Annotated in this window: 11 protein-coding genes and 1 pseudogene; 10 read left to right on the top strand and 2 right to left on the bottom strand. The window is 73.7% G+C overall.

Features of this window, described 5'->3' with window-relative positions:
* Nucleotides 1-7 precede the first annotated feature (7 nt).
* The gene (locus AMK29_RS26120) at nucleotides 8-559 is read left to right on the top strand and encodes a dihydrofolate reductase family protein (protein WP_241845714.1); all 552 of its coding nucleotides are present in this window, start codon (nucleotides 8-10) and stop codon (nucleotides 557-559) included.
* A 43-nt stretch (nucleotides 560-602) separates the two neighbouring features.
* On the opposite strand, the gene AMK29_RS26115 is transcribed toward AMK29_RS26120, so the two are convergent.
* The gene (locus AMK29_RS26115) at nucleotides 603-2,261 is read right to left on the bottom strand and encodes a glycoside hydrolase family 64 protein (protein WP_073817592.1); all 1,659 of its coding nucleotides are present in this window, start codon (nucleotides 2,259-2,261) and stop codon (nucleotides 603-605) included.
* Between the two features lie 356 nt (nucleotides 2,262-2,617).
* Between AMK29_RS26115 and AMK29_RS26110 the strand changes: the two genes are divergently transcribed.
* The 4 genes and pseudogenes from AMK29_RS26110 (at nucleotide 2,618) to AMK29_RS26095 (ending at nucleotide 5,716) form a co-directional block, all read left to right on the top strand.
* Nucleotides 2,618-3,049, top strand: a complete 432-nt coding sequence (locus AMK29_RS26110; protein ID WP_073817590.1) for a cell division protein SepF — start codon at nucleotides 2,618-2,620, stop codon at nucleotides 3,047-3,049.
* 496 nt (nucleotides 3,050-3,545) lie between these two features.
* Nucleotides 3,546-4,708 (top strand): annotated as a pseudogene (locus AMK29_RS26105) (ATP-binding protein).
* 13 nt (nucleotides 4,709-4,721) lie between these two features.
* On the top strand, nucleotides 4,722-5,102 hold the full coding sequence (locus AMK29_RS26100; protein WP_073817588.1) for a nucleotide pyrophosphohydrolase: 381 nt from the start codon (nucleotides 4,722-4,724) through the stop codon (nucleotides 5,100-5,102).
* A gap of 128 nt (nucleotides 5,103-5,230) precedes the next feature.
* Complete coding sequence (locus tag AMK29_RS26095) at nucleotides 5,231-5,716, top strand: DUF6099 family protein (RefSeq protein WP_079197161.1); 486 nt, start codon at nucleotides 5,231-5,233, stop codon at nucleotides 5,714-5,716.
* Nucleotides 5,717-5,760: 44 nt separating this feature from the next.
* Here AMK29_RS26095 and AMK29_RS26090 read toward each other — a convergent pair whose 3' ends face one another.
* Complete coding sequence (locus AMK29_RS26090) at nucleotides 5,761-5,979, bottom strand: hypothetical protein (RefSeq protein ID WP_073817586.1); 219 nt, start codon at nucleotides 5,977-5,979, stop codon at nucleotides 5,761-5,763.
* Nucleotides 5,980-6,228: 249 nt separating this feature from the next.
* Here AMK29_RS26090 and AMK29_RS26085 point away from each other — a divergent pair, with 249 nt between their 5' ends.
* The 5 genes from AMK29_RS26085 to AMK29_RS26065 all read left to right on the top strand — a co-directional run bounded on the left by AMK29_RS26085 (nucleotide 6,229) and on the right by AMK29_RS26065 (nucleotide 13,146).
* Nucleotides 6,229-7,152 (top strand): LLM class F420-dependent oxidoreductase, encoded by a 924-nt coding sequence (locus tag AMK29_RS26085; protein WP_073817583.1) that lies wholly within the window; start codon nucleotides 6,229-6,231, stop codon nucleotides 7,150-7,152.
* A gap of 13 nt (nucleotides 7,153-7,165) precedes the next feature.
* Complete coding sequence (gene mmuM / locus AMK29_RS26080; RefSeq protein ID WP_073817581.1) at nucleotides 7,166-8,074, top strand: homocysteine S-methyltransferase; 909 nt, start codon at nucleotides 7,166-7,168, stop codon at nucleotides 8,072-8,074.
* Between the two features lie 72 nt (nucleotides 8,075-8,146).
* Nucleotides 8,147-9,613 (top strand): 3' terminal RNA ribose 2'-O-methyltransferase Hen1, encoded by a 1,467-nt coding sequence (locus AMK29_RS26075; protein WP_073817579.1) that lies wholly within the window; start codon nucleotides 8,147-8,149, stop codon nucleotides 9,611-9,613.
* Entirely contained in the window at nucleotides 9,610-12,138 is a 2,529-nt protein-coding gene (locus tag AMK29_RS26070; RefSeq protein ID WP_073817576.1) for a polynucleotide kinase-phosphatase, read from the top strand. Before AMK29_RS26075 ends, AMK29_RS26070 begins: the two co-directional genes overlap by 4 nt.
* Before the next feature lie 282 nt (nucleotides 12,139-12,420).
* A complete protein-coding gene (locus tag AMK29_RS26065; protein WP_073817575.1) occupies nucleotides 12,421-13,146 on the top strand; it encodes a Crp/Fnr family transcriptional regulator in 726 nt (241 codons plus the stop codon).
* Nucleotides 13,147-13,225: the final 79 nt, after the last annotated feature.

Genomic DNA, 13,225 nt, shown 5'->3' with positions numbered 1-13,225 from the left:
CCACTTCGTGCACCAGTCTCTCGACGGCTTCATCGCGGGGCCGAACGGCGAGTTCGACTGGCCGGCCATGGGCCCCGAACTCTCCGCGTACACCGAGGAGCTGACCGCCGGTGACACCGTCTTCCTCTACGGCCGCAAGGTCTGGGACCTGATGTCCGGCTTCTGGCCGAACGCCGAGCGGTACTCGCAGGACCCCCACGACCTGGCCTTCGCCCCGGTCTGGCGGGAGGCCCCGAAGGTCGTGGTCTCCCGGACCCTCGCCGGCCGGGACCCCGGCTGGAACACCACCGTCGTCTCCGAGAACGTCGCCGAGGAGCTGACGGCGCTCGCGGAGACCGGCAAGACGCTGGTGCTGTTCGGCGGCGCCGAACTGGCCGCCCACCTCGGCGCGAACGGCGCCGTCGACGAGTACCGGGTCGTCGTCCACCCCGTGCTCCTCGGCGGCGGCACCCCGGCCTTCCACCCGGCGGAGCGCCGCACGGAACTGGAGGCGGTGGAGACCCGGACGTTCGACGGCCGCTCCGTCCTCCTCCGCCACCGTGTCGTGCGCGAGGCCTAGGAGGCGTGGCAAAGACCGCGGGCAGGCCCGACCGGTCGCGGTCCTAGGCGAACGTGAACCAGTTGAGGTTGACGAAGTCGGCGGGCTGACCGCTGTCGAAGGTCAGGTAGACGTCATGGGTGCCGGTGGTGCGGCTGATGTCGGCGGGGACGGTCCGCCAGGTCTGCCAGCCTCCGGTGTTGGCGACGGCGAAGCTGCCGACCGGGCTGGCGGTGGGACTGCCGAGCCGGACCCGGACCAGGCCGCTGACACCCGCGGCGGCGCCGGACGCGACGCGGGCGTCGAGGCGGGTGGCGCCGGTGGCGCCGAAGGCGACGGCGGAGTACTTGAGCCAGTCGCCGTTGGACAGCCAGCCGACGTCGGAGCCGCCGCCGGTGTCGGAGCAGGCCTCGACCTGGGTGCCCGACTGGGCGGTGAACGCCTCGGCCTGGATGGTGGAGAAGGCACTGATCCCGCCACCCGTGGCCGTGGCGGTCGGCGTGGGCGTGCCGCCTCCCGCCGTTCCGCCGACGGTGATGGTCCACCGGCCGGGGCTGCCGGACTGGACCTTGCCCTCGAAGTCCACCCCGGCCGGGTGGACGTCGTCGTAGGGGAAGGCGTACCCCAGGTGGTCGGGGGTGGTCTCGTGCAGGATGCGGGCGTAGTGGTTGGTCCGCGGCCGGGTGTAGAACGAGGCCGGGTTCTCGGCGGTCGGCTGGTGGGGGTTGTCCAGCAGCGTCGTGCGGTTGAAGGCGGCGGCGAGCCGGGCGCTGAGGTTGCCCATCAGGTCGTTGCCCGTGGTGAACGGGGCGTCGCTGCAGGAGAAGATGGAGAGGGTGGACGGCTTGGCGAAGCCGCCCACTCCCGGGAAGGCGAGCGTGTCGCCGCTGACCCGGCCGGTGACGGTGCCCCAGGTGAACTGGGTGTCGATGCGCAGGTCGGTGGCGCGGTACTTGTTCCACACCTCGTCGACGTAGCTGTCGAAGTAGCCGCGGAAGAGGGCGTTGTCGCCGCGGATGGCCAGGTTGGGGCTGAGTACCCGGAGGTCGGCGCCGCCCCTGTTGACGATCAGCCTGCTCCAGTCGCTGCCGTCGGCCGCGGACTGGGCCCGTAGCGCCGCGGCGACCCGGGACAGCCCGTCGGCGGGCAGGCCGCGCACCGTCTGGGTGCCCTGTCCGGTCTCCAGCTGGAAGGCGATCGGCAGCGAGACCATGTCGACGAACGTGATGTTGGCGTACAACTGGTCGTTGTTGAAGGTGAATTCGCAGAAGTCGTGGCGGACGTTCGCGTTGGGGTCGGTGGGGTTGCTCACCGACGGCAGGGCCAGGCCGCCGCCGCGGTTCATCAGGAAGGTGAGCTTCGCGCCGACGGAGAAGTAGATGCGTCCGCTGTACAGCCGCGGCAGCGTCACCCTCCGCGCCCCGGCGCCGGACGCGTTGAGCGCGATGGCGCAGTCGACGCCGAGCGGGGTCTGGTCGGCTGCCGGGGACGGCGGGTGGTACAGGCGGGAGCCGTCCGCCTGGATGAAGGCCCAGTTGCCGCCGGCCGCCGGGTCGCGGCCGAGCACGTAGGCGTACACGGTGGCGTTGCCGGTGGTGTTGACCAGGTCCAGGGGGAGCGTCGCGGGGGTCGCGGCGTCGGCGTCCACCTCGAGCCAGGTCGCCACGGCGGGCACCGCCAGGGCCAGGCCCGCGGTGGCGGTGAGGAGTTTCCTGCGGGACATCGTTCGCTGGTGGCGTGCCGTCACGGTGGGGGTCCGTTCTGCGAGAGGTCGGGTCAGCAAACCGTCGGACTGTGCGGTTGAGAGCGCTCTCAGGAGTGTCGCGAGCAGTGAGTATTGCGGAGGTGTAATGCTCATGGCAACACCCGAGGGCCAACCCCCGCACAACTCTGAGCTGCGGTTTTGTGCGCGGGTCGATGGCTTAACGCTCTCTTAAGGCTGGCTTGATCTGCGCGAAGGCCGGAGGCGCTGCTCCCGGGGAGGGCATCCGCCGCTCCGGCCCGCCCCCGGCTCCGCCATCCGGGCGACACCTCGTGTCGCTGTTGGGCCGAACGGGTGAGGGGCGGGAGGATGGGGCCATGAGTAGGTACGAGAGGTACGACGTCACCGACGAGCAGTGGGAGGGCCTCGCCCAGGTCGTGCCCCTGCGCGGCCGTGACGAATGGCCGTCCAGGGTCGACCACCGCGCGGTCCCCGAGCAGTACGAAGCCGCCGAGCAGCGCCGCATGGTCGTGCTCCGCGTACAGGTGTTCGCCGACGCCCGTGAGGTCGCCGACTACCTCATCGCCCAGATCCCGGTGCTCCTCGACCTGACGAGCGCCGACACCGAGGTCGCCAAGCGCATCCTCGACTTCAGCAGCGGCGTCGTCTTCGGGCTCGGCAGCGTGATGCACCGCGTCGACCGCAACGTCTTTCTGCTCGCCCCGGCCGGCACGGAGGTCGAGGGCGCGGAAGGCGAGGACGAGGAGAGCGCCGTCGGCGGCGGGTCCACCGGGGTCCCCCGATCGTAGGAAGGTCATCAAGCCGTAACGGTTCGTCAGGGAGGCACCTGCGTACGGTCCGGGCATGGACCTCACCGGCGGCTTCACGCTCGACCACCCCTCCACCGTTGCCCCTCCCCCCGGCATCCCCACGGGCGGAGTCCCCACCGGCGTGACCCCGGCGCGAGCCGGAAGGTCGGGTGCGACCTCCGCGCGCGTCGGCACGTCGGGTGCCGCCCCCGCCCGACCCGGTACGCCCGGCGTGACCGCCGCGCCCGTCGGTGCGTCCGGCGTGATCCCCGAGTCCGTCGGTGCGTCCGGCGTGACCGCCGCGCCCGTCGGTACGCCCGGCGTTATCCGCGAGCCCGTCGGTGCGCCCGGCGTCACCGGCGCCCGAGCCGGTACGTCCGGTCTCGCCCCCGCCCGCGTCGGCGTTCCCGGGCCGCGGTCCGCCGTCCCCGAGGCGCGGGGGCCGGCCGCGTCGGAGAGCCGGCCGCGAGGCGGGCCCGGACGGAGGTCCGAGGGCGTGCCGGACGGCGGGGGAGACGGCGGACGGCTGCGCGCACGGCCCGCCGTCACCGAGCTGCGCCTGTCCGCGTTCGCCGGACACCGCGCCGCCGCACACGCGCTGGGACCGGTCACCCTCTTCACCGGACCGAGCGGCAGCGGCAAGTCCACCACCCTGCGCGCGTACGAGGCGCTGGCCCGGCTCGGCGCGGGCGACCCGCTCGACGAGGTGTTCCCCGACGCCGCCGACTGCGTCCCCGAGCGGGCCCGGCCCGACGCCCAGGGCCGGCGCGGCTTCCGGATCGGATGCACCGTCGACGGGCCGGAGGGCCCGGTCCACCTGGACCTCGCCGTCCAGGCCGAACCCCGGCTCCGTATCGTCGGCGAGCGGCTCACCGGCCGCGGCCGCACCCTGCTCGCCACCGCCCTGCGCGACCCCGGCCGCAGCACCGTCCAGGCCGAGTGGCACACGGCCGGCTCCACACCCGTCACCCGGGCGCCGCTCCCCGACGACCTCCTCGGTACGGCGCTGCTGCCGCTGCGGGTCGCCGGCAAGACCCCGGGACAGCTGGAGGTCCTGGCCGCCGCCGAACAGGTGGTCATCGGGCTGCGCTCCGTCTTCGCCTGCGACCCCAGGCCCGAGCGGATGCGGGCCCCCGTGCTCCCCGGCGAGGGACGGCTGCGACGCGGCTGCGGCAACCTCGCCGAGGTGCTGCACCGCACCCATACGGACTGCCCGCGCCGGCACCACCGCCTCGCGGCCGTGGCGGGAGCCGGCTGTGCGGGGTCCGTCACCGGGCTCGGCGTGCAGGAGCTCCCCGAGGGCACGGTCCGGGCGGTCCTCGAACGAGGGGCCCGCCCGGCGACCCCGCTCGGCCGCCTCGGTGACGGGAACTGCGCTATCTGGCGCTCGCCCTCACGCTCCTCACGGGCCCGGGGGTGCTGGCCATGGACCGGCTCGCCGAGGTGCCCGACGCCATGCAGTCCCTCACGCTGCTCGCGGACGGCCTCGACCGGGGGCTCGACGGACGGCAGGTGGGCGAACTGCTCCGGCTCGCCACGGGCATCGCCGCCGACGGACACATCCGCGTCGCCGGGACGGTCGGCGCCGGTGCGGCGGGGGAGGCGCGCCGGACGCCGGGGGTGACGGTGGTGGACCTGAGCGCGGCACGGTCACGGTGATACACCTGGTCGGATGACGGACAACGACGTAGCTGGACTGCAGCGCAGGCTGGTCGAGTTCGCGGCCGCCCGCGACTGGCAGCCCTACCACACACCGAAGAACCTGGCGGCGGCGCTCAGCGTGGAGGCCTCCGAACTCCTGGAGATCTTCCAGTGGTTGACGCCCGAGCAGGCGGAACGGGTGATGGAGGACCCCCGTTCCGCGCACCGGGTCGCGGACGAGGTGGCGGACGTCCTCGCCTATCTGCTCCAGTTCTGCGCGGTGCTCGGGGTCGACCCGCTGGCCGCGCTCTCGGCCAAGATCGACCGGAACGAGGTCCGATTTCCCGTCCGGAGGCGGGGCGCGGGAGGTGAGGAAGGGGATCCGACCGACGATCGTCACTCTTCGGAGTGATCGCGTTTTCCCCGTCGCGCTTCCTGTCCACAGATTTCCGCATTCCCCTGGTGTAGGGGCTCAGGCGGCCTCACTCTGGGTAGTGGACTGAGTGGGGCAGACAAGTCGTGGGAACGGGGGCGGCGTTGATGGAAGCGGAGCGACTCATCACGCTTGGCCGGCACGCGCTGGCCGAGAGCGGAACGGCACTGGACATCGTGGCGGAGGCCTGGCAGGCCCAGGCGCTCGCCCAGGCGATAGGGAGTCATCTCGCGCTCTGCGGACCGCAGGAGCTGCGCGGCGAGGCGCGGGGTCTGAGCGAGATCGGGGAGTACCCGGCGTGGGGCGCCGGCGGCCCGCGAGCGGCCCAGCTGACCGACGTGGCCGACCCGAGCGGGGCGTTGGCCCTGCTCGGGGAGCTGCTCGGGGAGGTGGGCATCGCGCTGGTCGGCGTGGCCTGCGCCACCGACGAGGAGGGGCTCTACTGGCAGTGCATCGAGGCCATCGACGCCGCCGACGAGTCGAGCGACCGGGTGCGCGGGATGCTGCGCCGGCTCGCCGTGCGCGACGGTGAGCGGGCCCGCCCCCCCGACGCCACCCGAGACCGCGCGGGCCCCGGCCGGGGCCGGTGGTGACCGGCCGGCGCCGGCCGACGGGCGGCCGGACTCGGGCGGTGCGGCTAGTGCGCCTGGTCCGGTTCCTGCCGGGGTGGCTCGTGGCGGTCGGACGTGGACTGGAGGTCGGCGTCCAGCTGGGAGAGGTCGGCGGAGAGCGCCGCCATCAGCTCCTCCATCTGCTGGAGCAGACCCTGGGGGGCGCCGGTGCCCTTCTGCTCGGGCACGGACGGCGGTACCGGCTGTTCGGGCACGGCCCGCTCCGGCGCGGCTTCCTGGGACATGGGGGCCTCCTCGGCCCGGACCCCGCCGCCGAGGGCGGGGCCACGAGAGAGAGCGGCACACCGGCAGCGGCCGCCGGCGCGCGGGCCGGGCGGTCCGGCTCCGCCCGAGCCAACGACGAGCGCCGGGCCCCGGTCACTGGCCGGGGAGGACGCGGCCCGTCACGGGGCCGGATATTCACCCGACCGAGCCGGGGCGGACAAGCGGCTGACGGACAGGTTGACACGCACCCGACGGTGCAGGATGGAGGCATGGACCTTCGCATCTTCACCGAACCCCAGCAGGGGGCCGACTACGACACCCTCCTGCGGGTGGCACGCGCCACCGAGGAGCTCGGATTCGACGCCTTCTTCCGATCCGACCACTACCTCAGCATGGGCTCCGGCGACGGGCTGCCCGGGCCGACGGACGCCTGGATCACCCTCGCCGGGCTCGCCCGGGAGACCGAGCGGATCCGCCTCGGCACGCTGATGACCGCCGGCACCTTCCGGCTTCCGGGCGTTCTCGCCATCCAGGTCGCCCAGGTCGACCGGATGTCCGGCGGGCGGATCGAACTCGGCCTCGGCGCGGGCTGGTTCGAGGAGGAGCACAAGGCCTACGGCATCCCGTTCCCGAAGGAGAAGTTCGGCCGACTGGAGGAGCAGCTGGCGATCGTCACCGGTCTGTGGGAGACCGAGGTCGGCAAGACGTTCAGCTACGAGGGGGAGTTCTACCAGCTCACCGACTCCCCGGCGTTGCCCAAGCCAGCCCAGGAGCGGATCCCTGTGCTGATCGGCGGGCACGGCGCGAGCCGCACGCCCCGCCTGGCCGCGCGGTACGCGGACGAGTTCAACATCCCCTTCGCCTCCCTTGAGGACAGCGAGCGCCAGTTCGCCCGGGTCCGGGCGGCGGCCCAGGACGCCGGGCGGGCGCCCGACGACCTGGTGTACTCCAACGCGCTGGTCGTCTGTGTCGGCAAGGACGACGCCGAGGTGGCCCGCCGGGCCGCCGCCATCGGGCGGGACGTGGACGAGCTGAAGGCGAACGGCCTGGCGGGCTCGCCCGCCGAGGTCGCCGAGAAGCTCGGGCGGTACGCGGACATCGGCTCCTCCCGGGTCTACCTCCAGGTCCTGGACCTGGACGACCTGGACCATCTGGAGCTGATCTCCGCGCGGGTCCAGACGCAGCTGGGATGAGCGGGGAGATCCGATGAAGCCGGTCCGTACGCTCGCCGACGCCCTCGGGGCGGGAGTCCTCGTCCTCGACGGCGGGCTGTCCAACCAGCTGGGGGCGCAGGGCTGCGACCTCACGGACGCGCTCTGGTCCGCGCGGCTCCTCGCCGACGGCCCCGAGCAGATCGAGGCCGCGCACGCGGCGTACGTACGGGCCGGCGCCCGGGTGCTGATCACCTCCAGCTACCAGGCCACCTTCGAGGGCTTCGCCCGGCGGGGCGTGGACCGGGCGGAGGCGGCCCGGTTCCTCGCGCGGAGCGTGGACCTCGCCAGGGCGGCGGCGGGGGGAGTGCGGGAGGAGGTGTGGGTCGCCGCGTCCGTGGGACCGTACGGGGCGATGCTCGCGGACGGGAGCGAGTACCGGGGACGGTACGGGCTGTCCGTACGGGAACTCGCAGCGTTCCACCGGCCCCGGATCGAGGTGCTCGCGGCGGCGGAGCCGGACGTGCTCGCCCTGGAGACCGTTCCGGACGTGGTGGAGGCGGAGGCGCTGCTGCGGGCGGCCGAGGGGTGCGGGGTGCCGTTGTGGCTGTCGTACACGGTGGAGGGCGGGCGGACCCGGGCCGGGCAGGACCTGGAGGAGGCGTTCGCGGTGGCCGCCGGGAACGACCGGGTGGTCGCGGTCGGCGTCAACTGCTGCGACCCGGCGGACGCCGGGCCCGCCGTGGAGCTGGTCGCCGCCGTGACCGGGAAGCCGGCCGTCGTCTACCCCAACAGCGGCGAGCGGTGGGACGCCGGCGCGCGGGGCTGGCGCGGGGCCGTGGCCTTCGACCCGGCCCGCGCCACCGACTGGGCGAAGGCCGGCGCCCGGCTCGTGGGCGGCTGCTGCCGCGTGGGCCCGACCACGATCGCGGCCCTGGCGGACTCCCTGACCCCCGCCGGCTGAACCTGACCCGCGGAGCCGGGCGCCTCGGAAAATGCCTGGTCGGGAGGGCAGCGGGGAACCATACTCGGACGGGTGTTCCTGACGATCAGTACGACCGGCGACCAGGAGCGTCCCGCGACCGATCTCGGCTTCCTGCTGCACAAGCATCCCGAGCGGGCGCAGACGTTCTCGACTTCCCACGGCACGGCGCATGTCCTCTACCCCGAGGCGAGCGCCGAGCGGTGCACGGCGGCACTTCTCCTGGAGGTGGACCCCGTGGCGCTCGTGCGCCGCGGCAAGGGCAAGGGCCGGGGCGGCGCCCCGGACTCCGCGCTCGCGCAGTACGTCAACGACCGCCCCTACGCGGCGTCCTCGCTGCTCGCCGTCGCCCTCGCCAAGGTCTTCAAGACGGCGCTGCACGGCGTGTGCCAGGCGATGCCCGAGCGGGCCGCCGCGCCGCTGCCGCTGCGTGTCGAGGTCCCCGCGCTGCCCGCCAGGGGCGGGGCCGATCTGGTGCGCGCGCTGTTCGGACCGCTGGGCTGGGACACGGTGGAGGCCGAGCCGGTGGCCCTGGACGCGGAGTTCCCCCAGTGGGGCGACTCCCGCTACGTACGGCTCGTCCTGGAGGGCGAGCTGCGGCTCGCGGACGCCCTCAACCACCTGTACGTCCTGCTGCCGGTCCTCGACGACGCCAAGCACTACTGGGTCGCGCCCGACGAGGTCGACAAGCTGCTGCGCGCCGGTGACGGCTGGCTCGCCGGCCACCCCGAGCGGAAACTGATCACGGCCCGCTACCTCTCCCGCCGCTGGGGCCTGGCCCGCGAGGCGACGGAGCGGCTCGAACTCGTGCGGCTCGCCGAGGCCGAGGGCCTCGACGTCGACGACGTCGACAACGCCGTGGACGAGTCGACCGACACGGAGGAACGGCCGGTGCCGCTGGCCGAGCAGCGCCGGGAGGCGATCCTCCGCGCCCTGGAGGCGGCCGGAGCGGCACGCGTGCTCGATCTCGGCTGCGGACAGGGCCAGTTGGTGCAGGCCCTCCTCAAGGACCCGCGCTACACCGAGATCGTCGGCGTCGACGTGTCCGTCCGCGCCCTGACCGTCGCCGCGCGGCGGCTGCGGCTCGACCGGATGGGGGAGCGGCAGGCGGCCCGCGTCCGGCTGGTCCAGGGCTCGCTTGCGTACACCGACAAGCGGCTGACCGGCTACGACGCGGCCGTGCTCAGCGAGGTGATCGAGCACCTGGACCTGCCGAGGCTGCCGGCCCTTGAGTACGCGGTGTTCGGCTCGGCCCGGCCCCGCACGGTCCTGGTGACCACGCCGAACGTCGAGTACAACGTGCGCTGGGAGGCGCTCCCGGCCGGACACGTCCGGCACGGCGACCACCGCTTCGAGTGGACCCGGGAGGAGTTCCGGGCCTGGGCGGCCGCGGTCGCCGACCGGTACGGGTACGAGGTGGGGTTCACCCCCGTCGGCCCCGACGACCCCGAGGTCGGACCGCCCACCCAGATGGCCGTCTTCACCCGCACCGACGAGACCTCGAAGGAGGCCGCGGCATGACCCGAACGCTTCCCGTCACCGACCTGTCCCTCGTGGTGCTCGTCGGTGCCACCGGCTCCGGCAAGTCCACCTTCGCCCGCCGCCACTTCAAGGCGACCGAGATCGTCTCCTCCGACTTCTGCCGGGGGCTCGTCGCGGACGACGAGAACGACCAGTCCGCGAGCAGGGACGCCTTCGACGTCCTCCACTACATCGTGGGCAAGCGGCTCGCGGCGGGACGGATCGCCGTCGTCGACGCCACCAACGTGCAGCAGGAGGCCCGCCGGCAGCTCGTCCAGCTGGCCAGGTCGCACGACGTGCTGCCCATCGCGATCGTCCTCGATCTGCCCGAGGAGGTGTGCCGCAGCCGGAACGCCGGGCGTCCCGACCGCGCCGACATGCCCGCGCACGTCATCCAGCGCCACCGCCGCGAGCTGCGCCGTTCGCTGCGCGGCCTGGAGCGCGAGGGCTTCCGCAAGGTCCACGTGCTGCGGTCCGTCGAGGAGGTCGAGGACGCCGAGGTCGTCCTGGAGCGCCGCTTCAACGACCTGCGTCACCTCACCGGCCCCTTCGACATCATCGGTGACATCCACGGCTGCCGTTCCGAGCTGGAGACCCTGCTCGCGAAGCTCGGCTACGTCGACGGTCACCACCCCGAGGGACGTACGGCCGTCTTCGTCGGCGACCTCGTCGACCGGGGGCCCGACTCGCCGGGCGTCCTGCGCCGGGTGATGGGCATGGTCGCGGCCGGCGACGCCCTGTGCGTCCCCGGCAACCACGAGAACAAGCTGGGCCGCTGGCTCAAGGGCCGCAAGGTGCGGGAGACGCACGGCCTGGCCGAGACGATCGAGCAGCTGGGGAAGGAGAGCGAGGAGTTCCGGGCCGAGGTGGCCAGGTTCATCGAGGGGCTCGTCAGCCACTACGTCCTCGACGGCGGAGACCTCGTCGTCTGCCACGCGGGCCTGCCGGAGAAGTACCACGGCCGCACCTCGGGGCGGGTGCGTTCGCACGCGCTGTACGGGGACACCACCGGCGAGACCGACGAGTTCGGGCTGCCGGTGCGCTACCCGTGGGCGGAGGAGTACCGGGGGCGGGCCGCGGTCGTGTACGGGCACACGCCCGTGCCGAACACCTCCTGGGTCAACAACACCATCTGCCTCGACACCGGGGCCGTCTTCGGCGGCAGGATGACCGCGCTGCGCTGGCCGGAGCGCGAACTCGTCGACGTACCGGCCGAGCGCGTCTGGTACGAGCCGGCCCGGCCGCTCGCGACCGAGGCGCCCGGCGGGCACCAGGGGCGCCCCCTGGACCTCGCGGACGTGCACGGCCGGCGGATCGTGGAGACCCGGCACCTCGGCAACGTCGCGGTGCGGGAGGAGAACGCGGCGGCGGCCCTGGAGGTGATGAGCCGGTTCGCGGTCGACCCGCGGCTGCTCGCCTACCTGCCGCCGACGATGGCACCGACCGCCACGTCGAAGGAGGAGGGCTACCTGGAGCACCCCGCCGAGGCCTTCGCCCAGTACCGGGCCGACGGTGTCGAGCGGGTCGTGTGCGAGGAGAAGCACATGGGCTCCCGGGCCGTGGCCCTCGTCTGCAGGGACGCCGAAGCGGCCCGCGAGCGCTTCGGCGTCGACGGGGTCACCGGCGCGCTGCACACCCGTACCGGGAGGCCCTTCTTCGACGATCCGGCGGTCACCGAGGAGGTCCTCGGACGGCTGCGGACGGCGATCGGCGCCGCCGGGCTCTGGGACGAGTTCGACGCCGACTGGCTGCTGCTCGACGGCGAGCTGATGCCGTGGTCGCTCAAGTCGGCCGGGCTCCTCCGCGCCCAGTACGCGGCGGTCGGCGCGGCCTCCGGTGCCGTCTTCCCCGGCGCCCTCGCCGCGCTCGAACAGGCGGTGGCGCGCGGGGTCGACGGGATCGACGGGCTGCTCGCCAAGCAGCGGGAGCGGGCGACGGACGCGGCCGCGTTCACCGAGGCGTACCGCAGGTACTGCTGGCCGACCGAGGGTCTCGACGGCGTGCGGTTCGCGCCGTTCCAGCTGCTCGCGACGACCGGACGCTCGCTCGCCGCCGTCCCGCACGACGAGCAGCTCGCCTGGCTCGACCGGCTGGTGGAGCACGACCCGACCGGGCTGCTCCAGGTCACCCGGCGGCTCGTCGTCGACACCGGCGACGAGGCCTCGGTCCGCGCCGGCGTCGACTGGTGGCTGGACATGACCGGCGCGGGCGGCGAGGGCATGGTCGTCAAGCCGCTGGCCGCGCTCGTCCGCGACCCCAAGGGCCGGCTCGCCCAGCCCGGCGTGAAGGTGCGCGGCCGGGAGTACCTGCGGATCATCTACGGTCCCGAGTACACCCGGCCGGAGAACCTGGAGCGGCTGCGTCAGCGCTTCCTCGGCCACAAGCGGTCCCTCGCGCTGCGCGAGTACGCGCTCGGCCTGGAGGCACTCGACCGCCTGGCGGAGGGAGAACCGCTCTGGCGCGTCCACGAGGCCGTCTTCGCGGTCCTGGCCCTGGAGTCGGAGCCGGTGGACCCGAGACTCTGACGCGAGGCCTTCGCCCGGTGTTCGGCCCGTATCCGTACGGTCGACACAGGGTCCCCACGGGGGGCGCAGGGGTGCCGGTCACGGCGCTCCCCTGCGCCCCCCGTGCCCGTTGACGCGTTTCTTCCGCACCCTCTAGCGTTCTTCACCCCACGACGTGACGGAGCGTCAACAATGTGACGTGCGGGTCCCACGAGGTGAGAGCACACACGCGAACACGCCGGTCGATCACCGGTGGGCGGTCTTCCCCGGAGGGCCCGAGGACGGTACAGGGGTGAGCGGACGGTGAGTCTCTTCGGCCAGGACCGCTCCTTCCTCCACGCCCTCCCGGCGGCCGACCGGCGGTCCCTGCTCGCCGAGGGCGCCCGGCACGTCTACGAACCGGGTGAGGTGATGATCCGCGAACGCGACACCAGTGCCTTCGTCCTCGCGCTCCTCTCCGGATGGTCCGTCGTCTCCGTGGGCACCGAACGCGGATCGCGGCTCATCCTCGCCCTCCGTGGCGCGGGTGAGGTCGTCGGGGACCTCGCCGCCGTCGACCGGCGCCCGCGCAGCGCCAGCGTCACCGCGCTCGGCACGGTCGAGGCCGTCGCCATCTCCGGCGACCGCTTCCGGGGCTTCCTCGCCGCCCGGCCGCACGCCACCGCGCTGATCATGCGCCAGCTCGCCACCCGGCTGCGCAGCGCCGACGTCGAACGCCGCGCGCTCGCGTCCGAGACCGTCCTGCAGCGCCTGGCGGCCCGGCTCGTCGAGCTGGCCGAGCGCGCCGGACGGCGGGCCGACGCCGGGACCGTACTCGCCCTTCCGCTGCCCCAGCACGACCTGGCGGCGGCCATCGGAGCCACCCGGGAGGCGGTCGCCAAGGCGCTGCGCCTGCTGCGGGAGCAGGACGTGGTCCGTACCGCGAACCGCACCGTCGTCGTCATCGACATGCGGGTCCTGGTGCTGCTCGCGGAGGGGCGCGCACGCCCCGGCGCGGACCCGGCGGTCGAATCACCGCCGGTTGTGTAAACGGCTACATCGCCGGTCGCGGAACGCGACCAGTCTGGACACGCACCACCACGGCACCAGGGCATCACACAGGGAGTCC

The sequence above is a fragment of the Streptomyces sp. CB02261 genome (assembly GCF_001905665.1).
GTDB lineage: Bacteria > Actinomycetota > Actinomycetes > Streptomycetales > Streptomycetaceae > Streptomyces.
Note: the sequence above shows the minus strand (reverse complement) of the source record. Positions and strands in the feature narration are given on the sequence as shown.